This window comes from Thioalkalivibrio sp. ALE16, assembly GCF_000381305.1.
Taxonomy (GTDB): domain Bacteria; phylum Pseudomonadota; class Gammaproteobacteria; order Ectothiorhodospirales; family Ectothiorhodospiraceae; genus Thioalkalivibrio.
The window spans coordinates 21,178-40,424 of sequence record NZ_KB906357.1 but is presented as its reverse complement, the minus strand read 5'-3'; the positions used below and the strand labels follow the sequence as shown (position 1 = coordinate 40,424).

The window sequence follows — 19,247 nt, the reverse complement described above, 5'->3', positions numbered from 1 at the left end:
TCATGTCCGACGATCTGCGCACCCAGCTCCTGAAGACGGGGCTGGTGGACGAAAAACAGGTTCGCAAGGCCAAGGCGCAAAAGCATCAGGCGCAAAAGGGCAACGCGAAAAAGAAGAAGGACCGCAAGACCGGCCCCGAGCCGGGCGTGGCCGAGGCGCGCAAGGCCGAGCAGGCCGAACGCTCGCGGCAGAAGAACCGCGAACAGCAGGAGCGTGCCGAACGCCGCGCCCGCCACGCGCAGATCCGCGAGCTGGTCAGCACCCACCTGGCGCCGATCCCCACGGGCGATGCCGCGCTGGACTATCACTTTCAGCAGGGGGGGCAGATCCGTCACCTACCGGTGACAGCGGATCTGCAAAAGCGCCTGGCCGACGGGCGCGCCGCGATTGCGGGGCTGGATATCCGGCCGGAGAAGGGCTTCCGGGTCATCCCGCGGGAGACAGCGGACCGCATCCGCGAGCGCGATCCGGAATGGCCGCTGGTGATTCCGGCCGAGGACGATGCGTCGTCCGAGCCCGACCCGGACGACCCCTACAAGGATTACGTCGTTCCCGATGACCTGATGTGGTGAGGGCACGGGGCACGCATGGGCAGGCGCCCCCGCGAGTCCGTCAGTCCGTGGTGCGCTTCACGTCCGCGGCCGGCATGCCGGACTGCTGCGGACGCCGTGCCTCGTCACTGGACATGTCCTGAGGGGTCAGCCCCCCCTCCCCCAGACTCTGGGGTGCACCCGCCGACTCCTCCTCCGGCGCGCCGTTGCCACAGCCCAGTGCCAGCAGGCCGACGGCGGTCAGTCCGATCACCAGGGGGGTCGCTCGCTGAATCTCTCGCATCGCTATCGCTCTCGGGTGTTTTCAGATCAAAGCGTGCAAGCCCGCGGCCCGGCGCGCAAGCGCCGGCGTGAAGATCACGGGCTTGGGATCCGCCCTTGAGACCCGCCACGCCGCGGGTTTTCTGTCAGACGGTGCCGACCGGCAGGATGCGGGTCCCGGCCTGGCCGTCCAGGATATCAGCGGCATGCCCCAGCGCACCGATCCCGACCCGGATGCCGCCTTGCGCCGCGCGCCGCGCCGCCTCCATCTTCGGGCCCATGGAACCCGCGGGGTAGGCCGCCGGCTCCACGGCCGTGACCAGCAGGGCCTTCAAGCGCCGAGCGTCCGGCGTGCCCCAGTCCATATAGACGCCGTCGACATCGGTCAGCATCAGCAGCCAGTCGGCCTCGACATGCGCGGCCAGACGGGCGGCCGTCAGGTCCTTGTCGACCACAGCCTCGATGCCCTGCAGGCGCCCGGCCGCGTCGCGCGCGACTGGCACACCCCCGCCACCGGCGCAGATCGCGACCGCCCCGCCCTCCACGAGACTGCGCACAGCCTCCATGCCCAGCAGCCGCTGCGGCTCGGGCGAGGCTACCACGCGCCGCCAACCCTCGCCGTCGGGCGCGATATCCCAACCGCGCTCGTCGGCCAGCGCACGAGCACGGGCCTCATCCCAGGTGGGGCCGATGAATTTCTCCGGATGGCCAAAGGCCGGATCGTTGGGGTCGACCTCGGTCTGCGTCAGCAGGCTCGCCACCCGGTCATGCCCCAGTGCGTTGTGCAGCTCGCGCGCCAGGATGTAGCCGATCATGCCGTGGCTCTCGGCGCCGACAACGTCCAGCGGCCAGGCGATGCGATCGCACTCCGCCTGATTGGCCAGCAAGCCAACCTGCGGCCCGTTCCCGTGGGTGACGACCACCTCGTGCTCGCGCGCCACGGCGGCAATCGCCTCGGCGGCCTGTTGCGCGTTGCGCTGCTGGGCCTCGGCCGAGGGCGTCTCGCCGCGTTGCAACAGGGCGTTGCCGCCCAGCGCGATCACGATGCGCATGGCGGTCCTCCGGGGGATTTGGTGGGTGTCAGGTCCGCGGCAGGGTGACGCCGCGCTGCCCCTGGTACTTGCCGCCGCGATCCTTGTAGGACGTCTCGCAGACCTCGTCGGACTGCAGAAACAGCATCTGCGCCACACCCTCGTTGGCGTAGATCTTGGCCGGCAACGGCGTGGTGTTGGAGAACTCCAGCGTCACGTGGCCCTCCCACTCGGGCTCCAGCGGGGTCACGTTCACGATGATGCCGCAGCGGGCATAGGTGGACTTGCCCAGGCAGATGGTCAGCACATCGCGCGGGATACGGAAGTACTCCACCGTGTGCGCCAGGGCAAAGGAGTTGGGCGGGATGATGCAGACATCCGACTGCACATCCACGAAGCTGCCCTCGTCGAAGCCCTTGGGATCGACGATGCTGGAATTGATGTTGGTGAAGATCTTGAAATGATCCGAACAGCGCACGTCGTAGCCGTAGCTGGAGGTGCCGTAGGACACGATCCGCTCCTCGTCGCGGTAGCGGATCTGGCCGGGCTCGAAGGGCTCGATCATGCCCTGCGTCTCGGCCATCTCCCGGATCCAGCGGTCCGACTTGATGCTCATTGGCCCTGTCCCTGGTCGGCGGTTCGCCGGATCAGTTGTTCTGAATCACGATATTGGGGAACTTGCTGCTGTAGTCCTTGGACTGCTCCGCCAGCTTGGCGCCGGTGCGCCGCGCGATCTCGCGATAGATCTCGGTAATGCGCCCATCCGGGTCGGCGATCACGGTGGGCTCGCCGCCATCCGCCTGTTCGCGGATGCGGATGTCCAGCGGCAGGGCGCCCAGCATATCCACGCCGTACTCCTCGGCCATGTTCTCCGCCCCGCCCTGGCCGAAGATGTACTCTTCGTTGCCGCACTTCGAGCAGATGTGGATGCTCATATTCTCGATGATGCCCAGCACCGGCACCTCGACCTTCTCGAACATGCGCAGGCCCTTGCGGGCGTCCAGCAGCGCGATGTCCTGCGGCGTGGTCACGATCACCGCGCCGGACACCGGAATCTTCTGCGACAGCGTCAGCTGGATGTCGCCGGTGCCCGGCGGCAGGTCGATGATCAGGTAGTCCAGATCCTTCCAGTTAGTCTCGTTCAGGAGCTGCTCCAGCGCCTGGGTCACCATCGGGCCACGCCAGATCATCGGCGTGTCCTCCTCGATCAGGAAGCCGATGGACATCGCCTGTACGCCGTGGCGCTCCAGCGGCTCCATGCTCTTGCCATCCTTGGACTCCGGGTTGCCCTTGATGCCCAGCATGCGCGGCTGGCTGGGGCCGTAGATGTCCGCATCCAGGATGCCGACCTGCGCGCCCTCGGCCGCCAGGCCCAGCGCCAGATTCACCGCGGTGGTGGACTTGCCCACCCCGCCCTTGCCGGAGGCCACGGCGATGATGTTCTTGATCCCCGCCATCGGCTTGAGGCTCTTCTGCACCGCGTGCGTCGTGACCTTGGTGTTGATGGTCACTTCCGAGGATTCCAGCCCGGCGACCCCGGCCAGCGCCCCCTGGATGGCTGCGCGGAGCTCGTCGTGATAGCCGTTCGAGGAGTAGCCCATCTCGATGGCGATGGAGGCGCGCGCGCCCTCCACCTGAATGTCCTTGACCGCGCCGGCGGCCACCAAATCCTGCTCCAGGTACTTGTCCTGAACAGTCTTCAGGGCGTTTTCGATCTGCTCGCGCGAGAGTTCGGCCATGGTGTTCGTTCCATCCAGCAATTGAAGGGTGACCGCGCGATTCTACTGGCACCGGTACGGCACGCCAATGGCAACACGCAGTGCCAGTCCTTTCCCGGGGCCCAAACATGCTCATCCGGCCGGGTGTCAAGCCTTTCGCAACGGTTTTATGCACAAACATGGCGCATACGGGGAAGACAGGCCTAGATAGCCGCACAAACGTCCAAAACGCTGCACAATAGTTGTTTAAATTCATGTTTTATTGGCTTTCTTTTGGGTTGGTCGATTTTTAACCAATTTGTCATGCGCCCTTGTGTGGCAAGGGGTAGCGACCGATTCCACCGGGTTTCCCACAGACTTATCCACAGCTTCTGTGGACAAGCGGGCCCAGCCCGCGCTGCGCCTCGACAAGCCGCCGGACACACCCGACAATAGCGCCCCTGCACCCGCGGCCCGGCGCCGCCCATCACGAGCCAAGCAATGACCGAAACCCCGCGCAAGATCCTCGTCACCAGCGCCCTGCCCTACGCCAACGGCCCGATCCATCTCGGGCACCTGGTGGAATACATCCAGACCGACATCTGGGTGCGGTACCAGCGTGCGCGGGGCCACGGGGTGATCTACGTATGCGCGGACGACGCCCACGGCACGCCGATCATGCTCAAGGCCCGTGCCGAGGGCATCGAACCCGAGGAACTGATCGCGCGGGTGCGCCAGGAACACGAGGCCGACTTCAGCGAATTCCTGATCGGCTTTGATCACTACCACTCGACGCACTCCGACGAGAACCGCGAGCTGGCCGGCCAGATCTACAAGGCCCTGCGCGACGCCGGGCACATCGAGACCCGCACCATCGACCAGGCCTATGACCCCGAGGCCGGGATGTTCCTGCCGGATCGCTTCATCAAGGGCACCTGCCCCAAATGCGGCGCGCAGGAGCAGTACGGCGACTCCTGCGAGGCCTGCGGCGCGACCTACAGCCCGATGGACCTGAAAGACGCGGTATCGGCCATCAGCGGCGCGCGCCCGGAGTCACGCGCCTCGGAGCACTACTTCTTCAAGCTGGGCGACTTCGAGGCCTTCCTGCGCGACTGGACCCGCTCCGGCCGTCTGCAGGACGCGATCCGCAACAAGCTGGACGAATGGTTCGAGACCGGCCTGAGCGACTGGGACATCTCCCGTGACAAGCCCTACTTCGGCTTCGAGATCCCCGACGCGCCGGGCAAGTACTTCTACGTGTGGCTGGACGCCCCGATCGGCTACATGGCGAGCTTTCGCGCCTTCGCCGAGCAGCAGGGCCTGGACTTCAACGCCTGGTGGGGCGCGGACTCCGACGCCGAGCTGTACCACTTCATCGGCAAGGACATCGCCTACTTCCACACCCTGTTCTGGCCGGCCATGCTGCATGGCGCGGGCTTTCGCACCCCGTCGGCGGTCTTCTGCCACGGCTTTCTGACGGTCAACGGCCAGAAGATGTCCAAGTCGCGCGGGACCTTCATCCGCGCCCGCGACTACCTGGACCACCTGAACCCCGAATCGCTGCGCTACTACCTGGCCGCCAAACTGGGGGACGGGGTCGACGACCTGGATCTGAACCTGGACGACTTCGTGCAGCGCGTGAACTCGGACCTGGTCGGCAAGGTGGTCAACATCGCCAGCCGCTGCGCCGGCTTCATCCACAAGCGCTTCGACGGCCATCTGGCCGCGGAACTCCCGCGCCCGGACCTGCACGACGCCTTCGTCGCCGAGGGCGAGGCGATCGCGGCGGCATTCGAGCGGCGCGAGTTCGCCCAGGCGATGCGCCGCATCATGGCGCTGGCGGACCAGGCCAACCAGTACATCGACGAGGCCCAGCCCTGGGTGCTGGCCAAGCAGGAAGGTCGCGAGGCCGAGGTGCAGGCGATCAACACCCAGGGGCTGGACCTGTTCCGCATCCTGATTGTCTATCTCGCCCCGGTGCTGCCGAAACTGGCGGCCGACGCCGCTGCGTTCCTGAACCTGGACGACACCCGCTGGGCGAACCGCGAACCCCTGATCGGACGTTCCATCCAGAAGTTCAAGCCGCTGATGACGCGCATCGAGCCGGAGACCATCGACAAGTTGCTCGAGGCCTCGAAGGCCACCCTGGCCGCCACCGAGACCAGCAGCCCTGACAACGCAGCCCCTGAACAGGCCACGGAGGCGAACGTGGACCCGATTGCCGAGACCATCGACTTCGATACCTTTGCCCGGGTCGACCTGCGTATCGCACGTATCGCCGATGCCGAGCACGTGGAGGGCGCCGACAAGCTGCTGAAGCTCACCCTGGATATCGGTTCCGAGACGCGCCAGGTATTCGCCGGCATCAAGTCCGCCTACGCACCGGAGGACCTGATCGGTCGGCATACCGTGATGGTCGCCAACCTGGCCCCGCGCAAGATGCGCTTCGGCGTCTCCGAGGGCATGGTGCTGGCCGCCGGCCCGGGTGGCTCGGAGCTCTACATCCTGAACCCGGATGACGGGGCCCGCCCCGGCATGCGCGTCAAGTGATGCCCGTCCCGACCGGCGAGAACGCAACGGAACGCGCGCGGCCCATGGATTTGCACCCGAGCCTCGCGTAAGCTGCCGCTCTTTTGTCGACACCCGGACGCATGGAACAAAGCCCCGAATTCAAAGCGCAGGTTCGCCTGCTGGCCGAAGCCGGACGCGAACTCGCGGACCGCGGCTGGCTCCCCGCGCGCACCGGGCACTTCTCCGCGCGTCTGGACGACCGGCATATCGTGATTACCGCCCCGGGGCGCAGCAAGGACCTGCTGGACGCCCACGACTTCATGGTGGTGGATCTCGAAGGGCATCGGGTCACCGGCAGCGGCGAACCCGGCCCCGAGACCTTCCTGCACATCATCATGTACCGCCGCGACGCGCAGCTCGGCGCCGTCCTGCATACGCACAGCGTGCAGGGTACCGTGCTGTCGCGGCAGGTCACGGGCTCGCTGCTGCTGCGCGACTACGAGGCCCTGCGCGAACTCCCCGGCTGCGAACACCCCGCGCGCGGCATTCGCATCCCGGTGTTCGCCAACGAGCCGGACATGCAGCAGCTGGCCGCCCGGGTCGACGCCGCCATGGACCGCGACCCGGCACTTGCCGGTTACCTGATCGGCGGTCACGGGCTCTACACCTGGGGCGAGACGGTGGAACGGGCCATGCAGCGCACCGAGGCCTTCGAGTTCATGTTCGAATGCGAAACGCTGGCCCGCCAGCTACCCCTATGACCTCAACCTCCGCTCACCCCGCCCCCCAGGCCGTCATCCTGGCCTTCGAGGGGGTCCTCGCCCCGTCCGGCGTGCTGCGCGATACGCTGGAACCGCACGCCCTCGAGGCGCTGCCGGACTTCCTCGAGCGTCACGCCGAGTCCACCGCGGTCCAGCGGACGCTGACGGACATCCTCGCCTACTCCGGGCGCGAGCTGGACGTCGACGGGCTGCTGTCCCAGATCCGCGCGTGGATCCGGGGCGGGCAGGACATCACGCCGGTGCGCCAGCTCCAGGGGATGGTCTGGGCCGATGCGCTGGAGGCCGGGGCCCTGCAGCCACAACTCTCCCGGGAAACCGCCGCGACGCTGGACCGGCTGCACCGCAGCGGAGTGGCCCTGTACAGCTTCGGCGCGACCCCGGCACCGGTACAGCGCGACTGGCTGCGCCACGGCCCGCACCCGGAGGTCGAACAACACCTGACCGGACTGTTCGACACCCGCATCGGTGGCCGCCGCGATGCCGGCAGCTACCGTCGTCTCGCGGAGGAGATCGGCCTGACGCCGGAGACCGTGCTGGTGCTGTCCACCCGCCGTGACGAGCTGGACGCCGCCCACCAGGCCTGGCTGCTGACCGCTCGCCCGGCCGCGGACCCCCAGGCCGAGGACGACCATCCGGTGCGGCCCTTGACCTCGCTCATCTCCGACACCGCCGACGGGCGCTAATCTGACTCGACATTCCCGGCCTCGGCCACGCGCCGGACTAGGGAGACGCTGATTGAATCGCACGTCCGCGTTGGTGCCCCCTGTTTTCCGAGACAAGGCGCGTCGTGTAGCGGGTAGTGGTTCTACCCGCAAGCGGCGCAACGCAGGATCGGGGAACAGGGGGCACCAACCCCACAAGCTATTGAAAGCAGGGGCTCGGCCGCCCGTTTTTTTGATCAACAACGGGCGCGGGAACGGCGTTGCGGCTCCTTTGTGCAGAATGACTGCACGGCAGTCACCGCGCCTTGTTCGCACGCAAAAGCGACTCGAGCGCGGACGTGCGATTCAATCAGCGTCTCCCTAGGTTTCGCGCCCGGAAAGGGCAATGGCCCCGTCGCGGGCAGGGTTGAGCGGGCACCGCCCGTCGCCGATACTGTGTTGTTGACCTGACGACTCGGATTTTTCGTGGAATACGTCCTGATCCTCATCAGTACGATCCTCGTGAACAACTTCGTACTGGTGAAGTTTCTGGGCCTGTGCCCGTTCATGGGGGTCTCGCGCAAGGTCGAGACGGCCACCGGCATGGGCCTGGCCACGACCTTCGTCCTGACGTTGTCCGCCGTCAGTTCCTACGTGATCAATGAATACCTGCTGACCCCGCTCGGGCTGGAATACCTGCGCACCATCGCCTTCATCCTGGTAATCGCGGCGGTGGTGCAGTTCACCGAGCTGGTGGTGCGCAAGACCTCGCCCCTGCTCTACAACGTGCTGGGGATCTTCCTGCCGCTGATCACCACCAACTGCGCGGTGCTGGGCGTGGCCCTGCTCAACGTCCAGGAGGCACACAATTTTGTCGAGTCGGCCCTGTACGGTTTCGGCGCCGCGGTCGGTTTTTCGCTGGTGCTGATCCTGTTCTCCGCGATCCGCGAGCGCATCGCCGTGGCCGATGTGCCGGTGATGTTCCGCGGCAGCGCCATCGCCATGGTCACCGCCGGGCTGATGTCGCTGGCGTTCATGGGCTTCTCCGGGCTGGTGCGGCTGTGAGCGTGCTTTACGCCATCCTCGCGATCGGCGGCCTGGCCGCTGCATTCGGGCTGATCCTGGGGTTCGCCGCGCAGCGCTTCCGGGTCGAGGCCGACCCGGTGGTGGACCAGATCGACGCCCTGCTGCCGCAGACCCAGTGCGGCCAGTGCTCCTACCCCGGCTGCCGGCCGTATGCCGAGGCCATCGCCGCCGGCGAGGCGGACATCAACCGCTGCCCGCCCGGCGGTCAGGCCACGGTCCAGGCCCTGGCCGACCTGCTCGACCGCGAGCCCACCCCGCTGGAGGAAGAAGAGCAGGAGAAGGCCGTCGCGATCATCGACGAGAACATCTGCATCGGCTGCACCCTGTGCATTCAGGCCTGCCCGGTGGATGCCATCCTCGGGGCCGCCAAGCAGATGCACACCGTGATCGAGGAGGAATGCACCGGATGCGAGCTGTGCATCGAGCCCTGTCCGGTCGACTGCATCACCATGGTTCCGGTCGGCACCGACATCACCGAATGGCGCTGGTCGGAACCGGAACCCTCGCCCATCGAGCAGCCCATCAAGCGGCCCATCCACGCCATCGCGGACGGTTCGGGGGCTTCCGACTGAGTCGGATGTCCGCAAACCGTTAGAATACGCTTATGCAGCTGCATCGCTTCCACGGGGGCCTGAAACTGGCCGACGAGACCGAAGCCAGCACCCGCGATCCGGTGCTGGTGATGGGCGTGCCTCCGCAGCTGATCGTCCCGCTGGGCCAGCACATCGGCGAGGCCGCGGAGCCCTGCGTGGCGGTCGGCGACTACGTGACCAAGGGTCAGCGCATCGGCCAGTCCAAGGGATATATCGCCGCCCACGTGCACGCCCCCAGTTCCGGGGAGGTGATCGAGATCGCCCCGCACGCGGTGCCCCATCCCTCCGGTCTGGACGCCCCCTGTGTGGTCATCCAGACCGACGGGCGCGACGCCTGGGGCGACACCCGCATGGAACCCTGGCTGGACTGGGATACCCGCGATCCGCGCAAGCTGCGCCAGCGCATCCGCGACGCCGGCATCGTCGGGCTGGGCGGGGCCGCCTTTCCCACCGCGGTCAAGCTCAACCCGCGCGCCGGTCAGCGCATCCATACATTGATCGTGAACGGGGCCGAGTGCGAGCCCTACATCAGCGCCGATGACATGCTGCTGCGCACCGCCCCGGAGGCGGTGTTCGAGGGCATTCGCATCGTCGCCCACCTGCTGGACGTCGAACGGGTGCTGTTCGCGGTGGAAGACAACATGCCCGAGGCGATGCGGGCCCTCACCGAAAACCTGCCGGGCGAACTGCGCGAGCTGATCCAGCTGGTCTCGGTCCCCTCCCTCTACCCCACCGGCGGCGAACGCCAGCTGATCAAGGTGCTGACCGGCCAGGAGGTTCCCAGCGGCGGTCTTCCGGCCGATGTCGGGATGGTCTGCAACAATCCCGGCACCTTCAAGGCGGTCTGCGACGCGATCATCCAGGGGCGCCCCCTGCTGTCGCGCATCGTCACCGTTACCGGGCCGGGCGTGCGGCACCCGCGCAATGTCGAGGCCCTGCTGGGGACCCCGTTCGCCGACGTCATCGCCGCGACCGGCGGTTACGCCGATGGGGTGGATCGCCTGGTGATGGGCGGCCCGATGATGGGTTTCGCGGTCCACGACGACGCCATACCCGTGATCAAGGGCACCAACTGCCTGCTCGCCACTCGCCCCCAGGACACCCCGCCCCCGGGGCCGGTGATGCCCTGCATCCGCTGCGGCGAGTGTGCGGCCGCCTGCCCCGCCCAGTTGCTGCCGCAGCAGCTCTACTGGCAGGCCAAGGCCAAGGACTTCGACGCGATCCAGGACTACGGCCTGTTCGACTGCATCGAGTGCGGCTGCTGCGCGCATGTCTGCCCCAGCAACATCCCGCTGGTGCAGTACTACCGCTACGCCAAGAACGAGATCTGGGCGCGCGAGAAGGAACGGCAGAAGTCCGACATCGCCCGCGAACGCTATGAGTTCCGCCAGGAGCGCATCGAGCGCGAGGAACGCGAGAAGGCCGAGCGCATGGCCAGGAAGAAGGCGGCGGTAAAGAAGAAAGAGGGCGAGGAAGGCGCCGACGACGACAAGCAGGCCGCCATCCAGGCCGCGCTGGAACGCGCCCGCGCGCGCAAGGCCGCCAAGGCCGCACAACCCGCCGAGACCCCGGGGGACGGACAGGACAACGCCGGCACCGCGGAGGCCGGCACATCCAGCGAATCCGGCCCGCGCGATTCCACGGACTCGGGCAGCCGCTGATGCGCTTTCGCACCGAATCCTCGCCGCACATGATCCCGGCCCACTCGGTGGGCGGGGTCATGCAGCAGGTCCAGATGGCCCTGGTACCCGGCACCCTGGCCATGGCCTGGTTCTTCGGCTGGGGCGTCCTGGTCAACGTGGTCCTGGCGGTGCTGTTCGCCGTGGCCTTCGAGGCTGCGATCGTGGCGGCCCGCAAGCGCCCGGTCATGGCCACCCTGAGCGACAACTCGGCCATCGTGACCGGCTGGCTGTTCGCCCTTGCCGTACCGCCGCTGACGCCGATCTGGGTCACCCTGATCGGTATCGCCTTCGCGATCGTGGTGGCCAAGCACCTGTATGGCGGGCTCGGCTACAACCCGTTCAACCCCGCGATGGTCGGCTACGTGGTCGTGCTGGTCTCGTTCCCGCGGGAGATGGCCCTGTGGCCCGCGCCGGACACCCTCTCCGACCTGTCGCTGGGCCTGGGCCAGACGCTGCAGACCGTGCTCACTGGCAGCCTCCCGGCCGCACTCGAGTGGGACACGATCACCCGCGCCACGCCCCTGGACGCAATGCGCGAGGGCCTGGGAGCCGGGCGTACCGTCAGCGAGGTCACCGCGAGCCCGCTGTTCGGCAGCTTCAGCGAGACCAGCTGGGAGTGGATCGGCAATTTCTTCCTGCTCGGCGGCCTGTACCTGCTGTTCCGGCGCATCATCCACTGGCATATCCCGCTGGCGGTGATCCTGGGCGTGGCCATCCCGGCCGGCTTCTTCTGGATGCTGGACCCGGACTCCTTTGCCTCGCCGGCGTTCCACGTCTTCAGTGGCGCGGTCATCATCGGCGCCTTCTTCATCGCCACCGATCCGGTCTCCGCCTCCACCACGCCGCTGGGTCGCATCCTCTACGGCGCCGGCATCGGCGTGCTGATCTTCATTATCCGCACCTGGGGCGGCTACCCGGATGCGGTCGCCTTCGCCGTGCTGCTGATGAATATGGTCGCCCCGACCCTGGACCACCTGACGCGGCCGCGCATCTTCGGGCGCTCGCGCCGCGGACCGCCGCCGGGGGACGGGCATGCTTGACCTGAAGCCCCGCGACATCCTGCTGGCCACCGCCCTGCTCGCCGGCTTTGCGGCCGCCGGGGCGGGGATCGTCGCCCTCGTCCAGGGCACGACCGAGGCCCGCATCGAGGAGAACCGCATGGCGGTCAACCGCAACCGCATCGCGGAGCTGACCGGCGACCTGGATTACCGGAACGACCCCGTGCACGACACCATCGATCTCGGCCATGACCTCCTGGGCGGTGACCACCTGCCGGCCTGGTTCGCCCGCGATGCCGATGACGAAGTGGTCGGCATCGTGTTTTCCGCGATCGCGCGCGATGGCTACAGTGGCGACATCCACCTGCTGATCGGCGTAGATCGCGACGGCGAGCTCCAGGGGGTGCGCGTCTCCGCGCATCGCGAGACCCCGGGTCTGGGAGACGCCATCGAGGCCGAGCGCTCCGACTGGATCCACGACTTCGACGGCCGCTCGCTGGGGAACCCCCCGGCCGAGGACTGGCACGTGCGCAAGGACGGCGGCGTCTTCGACCAGTTCACCGGCGCCACCATCACCCCGCGTGCGGTGGTTCGCGCCGTTTATCGCACGCTGCAATACTTCGACGAACACCGCGAGGAGCTGCTGGCGACCCGGCCCGACGAAGCCCGCTCCATGGCGGAACCGCTCCCGCAGCCCGAGGACCACGGGGACGACGAGGCAAGCCGATGAACCCGACCCTGACCGACATCATTCGCGACGGCCTGTGGCACAACAACCCCGGGCTGGTGCAGCTGCTGGGGCTGTGCCCCCTGCTGGCGATCTCCGGCACCATGGTCAACGCGATCGGCCTCGGCATCGCGACCACCCTGACCCTGCTGCTGTCCAATGTGCTGGTCTCGCTGATCCGCAATCACGCGCGCCCGGAGATCCGCATCCCCGTGTACGTGCTGATCATCGCCTCCATCGTCACCGCGATCGAGCTGGCGATGAATGCCTGGTTCCACGGGCTGTACCTGATCCTCGGGATCTTTATCCCGCTGATCGTCACCAACTGCGCCATCATCGGTCGCGCCGAGGCCTTCGCCTCGCGCAACTCGGTGCCGCGCGCCGCCCTGGACGGCCTGATGATGGGCCTGGGCTTCACCGGCGTGCTGATCGCCCTGGGTGCGCTGCGCGAGGTCCTTGGCCAGGGCACGCTGATGGCCAATGCCCACCTGCTGTTCGGCGAGTGGGGGCACGGAATGACCCTGCAGCTCTATCCCTCCGAGCACGGCTTCCTGCTGGCCCTGCTGCCCCCGGGCGCCTTCATGGCCATGGGCCTGCTGATCGCCGCGAAGAACTGGATCGACAGCCAGTTCGAGCCGGAGCCGACCGCCAGCCGCGACGAGAGCGCCACCGATTCCGAAGCCGCGCCCGACAACGCCTGAACCGAACCGGCCTTGATTCCTGGCCGTCAGCCGGTAAACTTCCGGCGCCACGAATCCGTTCTACCGGGGCCGCGCGCCCCGGACACTCAAACGTCCCAGGAGATTGGCATGGCTGGACATTTCCCGTTTGCTGGCAAGCGCGGCACGCGCTACGGCCTCGCCCCGCGCGGCACGATCGCCGCCTTTTTCGAGAACCACGGGTTCAACGACGACCTGCAGGAGAAGTACTACAAGTGGTGGTACGACTGGGCCAAGGACTTCGTCGAGAAGGACAGCGACCTGTCCTACACCATGATCCGCAAGTTCGACAGCTACCCGATGGGCACCCACGCCCACCACTCGTTCCACCTGAACGACAAGTACTGGCCGAGCTGCCTGGACGAACTGGGTTCGTTCATCCGCGACGTCATCTTCCCGAAGCTGGACGAAAAGGCGATGCATGATCTGGAAGAGAAGCACGCCAAGCTGATCAAGGATCTGGAGAAGGAAGCCGAATCCAACCCGCGCGACGCCGCGCCGGATGTCGGCATGTTCCGCCACGTCTGAGCAACGCCACTACGCGAGTTGCCGGCCCCGCGAAGCGGGGCCGGTTTGTTTGGAGCCTCCGCATCCATGAACGCCGCAAAGCGAGAAGCCATCTTCGAGCGCCTGAAGGCGGCGAATCCCGAGCCGACCACCGAGCTCGAGTACGACACCCCCTTCGAACTCCTGATCGCGGTCATTCTGTCGGCCCAGGCCACGGATGTCGGCGTCAACAAGGCCACCCGCCGCCTCTACCCCGTCGCCAACACCCCCGAGGGCATCCTCGAACTGGGCCTGGACGGGCTGAAGGAACACATCAAGACCATCGGCCTGTACAACGCCAAGGCCGAGAACGTGATCAAGACCTGCCGCATCCTGGTCGACCAGCACGGCGGCGAGGTTCCACGCGACCGCAAATCGCTGGAGGCCCTGCCGGGTGTGGGCCGCAAGACCGCCAACGTCATCCTCAACACCGCCTTCGGCGTCCCCACCATCGCGGTGGACACCCATATCTTCCGGGTCGCCAACCGCACCGGGCTGGCCAGGGGCAAGACCGTGCTCGAGGTGGAGAAGCGCCTGATGCGCCTGACCCCGAAGGCCTACTTGCAGGACGCCCATCACTGGCTGATCCTGCACGGCCGCTATGTCTGCAAGGCACGCAAGCCGGAATGCTGGCGCTGCCCGATCGCCGACCTGTGCGAATACAAGGCCAAGACCCCGCCGCCCGCGGGCGCCTGACACCCCAACTCCGAGGACAACCCGCATGTACGGCAACCGCGACCAGATCCGTACCCAGTTCGTCGACGCCTGGCAGAAGGCGCAAGCCGGCGAGCCCGTCACCGACCTGGAGCAGCAACTGGTGGACGTGATCTCGGAACACCCCGAGTACCACGAATACCTGAAGGACCGCGAGACCGCGCTGACCGGCGAGTTCCCGCCGGAGCTGGGCACCTCCAATCCGTTCCTGCACATGGCGATGCACCTGAGCCTGCGCGACCAGGCGCGAACCGACCGGCCCGCGGGCATCCGCGAACTGCACCAGGGCCTGTGCGCCCGGTTTGGCGTGATGGACGCCGAGCACCGCATGATGGAATGCCTCGGCCAGACCCTGTGGGAGGCCCAGCGCAGCAACAGCGCACCGGACGAGAACGCCTACCTCGAGTGCCTCAAGCGCCTGGCGAGCCGGTAGCCGACTGTTCGGCCGGCGCCGGCTGCCGGTCCAGTCCCAGCCGATCCAGCAGCACCAGCATCGCGGGGGTGAACAGCAACGTCAGCGGCGTGGCAATGAACAGCCCCCCGGCGATCGCGGTCGCGAGCTGCACCCAGAAGCCGGTCACCGGCGCCCCGACGTAGAAATCCCTTCCGGCGAAGTCCACGGTCCAGGCCAGCACCATCGGCATCAGGCCGAGGATGGTGGTGATCGCGGTCAGCAGCACCGGCCGCATGCGCTGGGCCGCCGCGCGCAGGGCCGCCTCCAGGGCATCCAGCCCGCGCCCGCGCTGCTCGTTGTAGGTGTCGATCAGCACGATGTTGTTGTTCACCACGATCCCGGCCAGCGCCAGCACCCCGATCCCGCTCATCACGATGCCGAATGGCTCCCCGCGCAGCAGCAGGGCCAGTAGCACCCCGGCGGTGGAGAACACGATCGCCGACATCACCAGCAGCGCCTGCGAGAACCGGTTGAACTGGGTAACCATCATCGCGAGCATCAGGAACAGCGACAGCGCAAAGGCCGCGAGCAGGAAGCGCGCCGCCTCGGCCTGCTCCTCGGCCTGGCCGCGAAACCGCAGCTGCACCTCCGGGTCCAGGTCCATGCCGGCGATGCGCGCCTCCAGCGCGCGCTGGCGCTCGTCCACCAGGTAGCCACTGGCCGCATCCGCCTCGAGGCTGTAGGCGCGATCGCCGTCGCGGCGCTTGATCAGACCGGTGGCCGGTACCGGCACCAGTTCCGCGAAATGCGCCAGCGGCACCAGCCCGGTCGCGCCGGGCAGGTTCAGGGTGGCCAGTTGCTGCAGGTGGCGCTGCTCCGCCGGCAGGCGCAGGCGGATATCCACCTCCTCGTCGCTGTAGTCCGGGCGGTAGCTGCCAAGCTGGATGCCGCGGGTCAGCAGCTGCACCCCCTCGCCCAGCAGCGGCACGTCCACGCCGAAGCGCGCCGCCTGCTCACGATCGAAGCGCACCTCCAGCTCCACCCCGGGCAGTGGCAGATCGTCGGTCACGTCCTCGAAGCCGCCCAGCTCGTCCATCGCAGCGCGGATCTCGCGGATCACCGGCGCAATGCGGTCGGCCTGGCGGCTGGAGGCCTCGACCACGATCGGCCGGCCCTCGCGCGGCCCGCGTTCCTGGGCGCGAAACTGCAGGCGGATGCCCGGCAGGTCGGCGGTACGCTGGCGCAGGTCCTCGATGATCGCGGCCGCCGGCGGGCGCTCGCGCCAGGAGACCAGTTCCAGCTGGATCAGACCGACGAGATCTTCCGGGTAGTCGCCCTGCAGCCGCCCGAGCTGGGTACCGATGGTCCGCGCATAGACATGCTGGATCTGCGGCACCCCCTGCAGGCGCCCCTCCACCTGTCGCACCAGGGCGTCCGCCTCCCACACCGACAGGTCGCCGCGCGCCTGTACCTGCACCTGCACGAAGTCCGGCTCCACCTGCGGGAAGAACTCCACCCCGCGCCCCTGCTGGGCATACAGCGCATAGGCGGCGGCGACCAGCGCCAGCGTGCCCGCGAGCGTCCAGCCGGGGCGACGCACCAGCGGCTGCAGCAGGCGGATGTAGGCGCGGGTCAGGCCCTGCAGTTCGTCATAGCGACCATCCTCGGCCGCGCGCACGTAGCGCGTCTGGGCCGCGTTGATCGGCCGGCTCTGGCCGATCACGGCCCCCAGCGCCGGGATAAACACCAGCGCCATCGCCAGCGAGGCGATCAGGGTCACGATCACCGTGGCTGGCAGGTAGACGATGAACTCACCGACCATGCCGGGCCACAGCAGCATCGGCGCGAACACCGCCAGCGTGGTCCCGATCGCGGTGGTGATCGGCCAGGACATGCGCTGCGCCGCGGCGCGGAAGGCCTCCCGGCGCGGCATGCCCTCGGCCACATAGCGGTCAGCCAGCTCCACCACCACGACCGCGCCATCCACCAGCATGCCGACCACCAGGATCAGCCCGAACAGCACCACCACATTGAGCGTGAAGCCCATCAGATAGATCGCCAGGATGCCGCCGAGGAAGGCCCCGGGGATGGCCACCCCCACCAGCAGGGCCGCGCGCGCGCCCATCATTGCCAGAATCACCAGCGCCACGATCAGCACCGCAGCGATCACGCTGTTCTCGAGATCGCCCAGCAGGTCGTCGACATCGCGCGCCATGTCCTGCAGGTAGGTGACCTCGACCGTCTCCGGCCAGTCGGCCCGCGCCGCCTCGATGGTCGCGCGCGCGGCCGCCACCACCTCCAGGATGTTGGCCTCCGAGGCCTTGCGGATCTCCAGCGACACCGAGGGCTGTCCGTCGATGCGGGTGAAGCCCTCCGGGTCCAGATAGCTCTGGCGGACCTCGGCGACATCGCGCACCCGCACCACCGCGTCGCCCTCCACCCGGATCGCGGTATCCAGCACGTCGTCGACGTCATCGATGGTGCCCGGCACCCGCAGCGGGATGCGCCCGGCGCCGGTATCCAGCGCCCCGGCCGCAACCAGACGGTTGTTGCGTTCGATCGCCCGGGTCAGCTCGTCGAACGACAGCTCGAAGGTCTCCAGCACCAGCGGATCGACCAGCACCTCCATCTGCTCCTCGCGATCGCCGCCGACATCCGCCTCCAGCACCCCGGGGATCGCCTCCACGCGGTCGCGCAGGTCGCGCGCCAGACGCACCAGCGTGCGCTCGTCCAGCGGCCCGGACAGGTTCAGCGTGAGCACCGGGAACAGCGACAGGTCGACCTCGGAGACGCTCGGGTCCTCGGCCCCGGCGGGCAGTTCCGGGCGCACCTGGTCGACCTCCTCGCGCAGGTCCGACAGGGCCCGGCGGTTGTCCCAGCCGGGCTCGAAGTCCAGCCGCACCAGGGCAAAGCCCTCGCCGGCCCAGGACTGCATCTCGTCCACCCCGGGCAGGGTCTGCAATTCGCGCTCCAGCGGGCGCAGCATCAGGCGCTCGGCATCCTCCGGACTGACCCCCGGATAGGGCACGGACACGAAGAAGATGGGGATGTCGATCTCGGGGGCCGCCTCCTTGGGCACCACCTGGTAGGCGGTCGCGCCCAGCACCAGGATCAGTAGCAGGAACAGCAGCACCGTCCGGGCGTGCTCCACCGCCCAGGCGATCAGGGCCTTCACCGCAGGGCCTCGCCCACCGGTTCCGGCCCGGCCGCGCCCGTCGATGCCTCCATGGGCCGGGGCCGCACGGTCTCGCCCGGGGTCACGAAGCCGTGGCCCATGGTGATCACCCGCGCGCGCTCCGGCAGCCCGGTCACCCAGACGCCGTCGGTGGCGGCACGGATCACCTCGACCGCGTGGAAGACCACCCGGTCGTCGTCATCCACCGTCTTCACCCCGACCCGGCCGCTGTCGTCCAGCCCCATCCAGGCCGGCGACAGCTTGTGCGCCGCGACCGTCTCGGTCGGGATCTCGACCCCGGCGCTGATCCCCGAGGGCAGCGCCTCGTCGGCATTCGGGACCTCGACCTCCACGCGGAAGGTCTGGGTGCCAGCCTCGGCCACCCGCGAGACGAACCGCACCTCGCCCTCGGCGCGACGCCCGTCGAGGAAGCGAATACGCGCCGCCTGGCCCGACTCCACCCGCCCGATCTGGTGCTGCGGCACGTGCACCACCGCCAGCAGCGGGTCGTTGTCCACGATCTCCGCCACCGGGTCTCCGCGGGCCACGAAGTCGCCCCGCTCCGCCAGGCGCTGATTCACCACCCCGTCCACCGGGGCGATGATGCGCGTGTTGCGGATATCCAGCTCGATCGCCTCCAGCTCCGCCCGGGCGGCCTCGCGCTCGGCCTCGCGGGCCTCCAGCTGGGTGCGAGATACATGGCCCTGATCGTGCAGCCGCTGGGCGGCCTCGTATTCGCTCTCGGCGCCGCGCAGCCGGGCGATCGCCTGGCGCCGGCGCGCCTCGCGGTCATCCATGCGCAGCCGCGCCAGCGGCGCGTCGGCCGCCACGCGTGCCCCGCGGGCCACCTCCCACTCGGCCACCTGGCCGGCGGTCTCGGCGCGCACCAGCACGCGCAGATCCGGCTCCACCCGCCCCTGCAGCACCAGCAGGCGCTCCACCGGCTCCGCCTCCAGCGCGGTCACGGCCACGGCCATCGGCTGCGGCTCGGCCGCCCGCGGCGCCTCGTCGGCCTCGCGCCCGAACATCCCCGAGGCGATCCAGAGGATCACCAGCAGCAGGATGCCCAGCGCGATCAGCACGCGCGTCTGTTCGCGCAGGCGCTGCCACCAGGAATCAGCCATCGCCCCGTCTCCCCT

Annotated in this window: 19 protein-coding genes; 13 read left to right on the top strand and 6 right to left on the bottom strand. The window is 68.2% G+C overall.

All coding sequences use genetic code 11. From position 1 onward, the window contains the following. Window positions 1–2 precede the first annotated feature (2 nt). A complete protein-coding gene (locus F627_RS0104690; protein ID WP_018866871.1) occupies window positions 3–572 on the top strand; it encodes a DUF2058 domain-containing protein in 570 nt (189 codons plus the stop codon). Window positions 573–612: 40 nt separating this feature from the next. On the opposite strand, the gene F627_RS0104685 is transcribed toward F627_RS0104690, so the two are convergent. From F627_RS0104685 to apbC, 4 genes are all read right to left on the bottom strand, one after another. Further along, window positions 613–834, bottom strand: a complete 222-nt coding sequence (locus tag F627_RS0104685; protein WP_018878383.1) for a hypothetical protein — start codon at window positions 832–834, stop codon at window positions 613–615. Window positions 835–958: 124 nt separating this feature from the next. Next, the gene (locus tag F627_RS0104680; protein WP_019583417.1) at window positions 959–1,864 is read right to left on the bottom strand and encodes a carbamate kinase; all 906 of its coding nucleotides are present in this window, start codon (window positions 1,862–1,864) and stop codon (window positions 959–961) included. Between the two features lie 28 nt (window positions 1,865–1,892). After that, on the bottom strand, window positions 1,893–2,459 hold the full coding sequence (gene dcd / locus F627_RS0104675) for a dCTP deaminase (protein ID WP_018866874.1): 567 nt from the start codon (window positions 2,457–2,459) through the stop codon (window positions 1,893–1,895). Between the two features lie 31 nt (window positions 2,460–2,490). Beyond that, entirely contained in the window at window positions 2,491–3,582 is a 1,092-nt protein-coding gene (apbC, locus tag F627_RS0104670; protein WP_018866875.1) for an iron-sulfur cluster carrier protein ApbC, read from the bottom strand. A gap of 459 nt (window positions 3,583–4,041) precedes the next feature. Here apbC and metG point away from each other — a divergent pair, with 459 nt between their 5' ends. The 12 genes from metG to F627_RS0104610 all read left to right on the top strand — a co-directional run bounded on the left by metG (window position 4,042) and on the right by F627_RS0104610 (window position 14,972). Further along, window positions 4,042–6,090, top strand: a complete 2,049-nt coding sequence (gene metG / locus F627_RS0104665; protein ID WP_019583416.1) for a methionine--tRNA ligase — start codon at window positions 4,042–4,044, stop codon at window positions 6,088–6,090. 101 nt (window positions 6,091–6,191) lie between these two features. After that, window positions 6,192–6,812 carry a methylthioribulose 1-phosphate dehydratase gene (gene mtnB, locus F627_RS0104660; RefSeq protein WP_018866877.1) on the top strand — a complete coding sequence of 207 codons (621 nt, stop codon included), beginning with the start codon at window positions 6,192–6,194 and terminating at the stop codon, window positions 6,810–6,812. Continuing rightward, the gene (locus F627_RS0104655) at window positions 6,809–7,516 is read left to right on the top strand and encodes a hypothetical protein (RefSeq protein WP_018866878.1); all 708 of its coding nucleotides are present in this window, start codon (window positions 6,809–6,811) and stop codon (window positions 7,514–7,516) included. Before mtnB ends, F627_RS0104655 begins: the two co-directional genes overlap by 4 nt. A 444-nt stretch (window positions 7,517–7,960) precedes the next feature. Beyond that, window positions 7,961–8,539 (top strand): electron transport complex subunit RsxA, encoded by a 579-nt coding sequence (rsxA, locus tag F627_RS0104650; protein WP_018866879.1) that lies wholly within the window; start codon window positions 7,961–7,963, stop codon window positions 8,537–8,539. Next, entirely contained in the window at window positions 8,536–9,132 is a 597-nt protein-coding gene (gene rsxB / locus F627_RS0104645) for an electron transport complex subunit RsxB (RefSeq protein ID WP_018875761.1), read from the top strand. The genes rsxA and rsxB overlap by 4 nt, the downstream gene beginning before the upstream one ends. 32 nt (window positions 9,133–9,164) lie before the next feature. Then, the gene (rsxC, locus tag F627_RS0104640) at window positions 9,165–10,814 is read left to right on the top strand and encodes an electron transport complex subunit RsxC (RefSeq protein ID WP_019583415.1); all 1,650 of its coding nucleotides are present in this window, start codon (window positions 9,165–9,167) and stop codon (window positions 10,812–10,814) included. Beyond that, window positions 10,814–11,875, top strand: coding sequence for an electron transport complex subunit RsxD (gene rsxD / locus F627_RS0104635; RefSeq protein WP_018866882.1), 1,062 nt, complete (start codon window positions 10,814–10,816; stop codon window positions 11,873–11,875). The genes rsxC and rsxD overlap by 1 nt, the downstream gene beginning before the upstream one ends. After that, window positions 11,868–12,563 (top strand): electron transport complex subunit RsxG, encoded by a 696-nt coding sequence (gene rsxG, locus F627_RS0104630; RefSeq protein WP_019583414.1) that lies wholly within the window; start codon window positions 11,868–11,870, stop codon window positions 12,561–12,563. Before rsxD ends, rsxG begins: the two co-directional genes overlap by 8 nt. Next, a complete protein-coding gene (locus tag F627_RS0104625; RefSeq protein WP_019583413.1) occupies window positions 12,560–13,261 on the top strand; it encodes an electron transport complex subunit E in 702 nt (233 codons plus the stop codon). Before rsxG ends, F627_RS0104625 begins: the two co-directional genes overlap by 4 nt. Before the next feature lie 108 nt (window positions 13,262–13,369). After that, window positions 13,370–13,807, top strand: a complete 438-nt coding sequence (locus F627_RS0104620; RefSeq protein WP_018866885.1) for a hypothetical protein — start codon at window positions 13,370–13,372, stop codon at window positions 13,805–13,807. A gap of 66 nt (window positions 13,808–13,873) precedes the next feature. After that, window positions 13,874–14,521, top strand: a complete 648-nt coding sequence (nth, locus tag F627_RS0104615; protein WP_018878554.1) for an endonuclease III — start codon at window positions 13,874–13,876, stop codon at window positions 14,519–14,521. 25 nt (window positions 14,522–14,546) lie between these two features. Then, window positions 14,547–14,972, top strand: coding sequence for a DUF1841 family protein (locus F627_RS0104610; protein WP_018866887.1), 426 nt, complete (start codon window positions 14,547–14,549; stop codon window positions 14,970–14,972). On the opposite strand, the gene F627_RS0104605 is transcribed toward F627_RS0104610, so the two are convergent. Together F627_RS0104605 and F627_RS0104600 are read right to left on the bottom strand one after the other, a co-directional pair. Further along, entirely contained in the window at window positions 14,950–18,108 is a 3,159-nt protein-coding gene (locus F627_RS0104605; RefSeq protein WP_019583412.1) for an efflux RND transporter permease subunit, read from the bottom strand. The genes F627_RS0104610 and F627_RS0104605 overlap by 23 nt on opposite strands. Beyond that, the gene (locus tag F627_RS0104600) at window positions 18,105–19,232 is read right to left on the bottom strand and encodes an efflux RND transporter periplasmic adaptor subunit (RefSeq protein ID WP_019583411.1); all 1,128 of its coding nucleotides are present in this window, start codon (window positions 19,230–19,232) and stop codon (window positions 18,105–18,107) included. The genes F627_RS0104605 and F627_RS0104600 overlap by 4 nt, the downstream gene beginning before the upstream one ends. Between the last annotated feature and the right edge of the window lie 15 nt (window positions 19,233–19,247).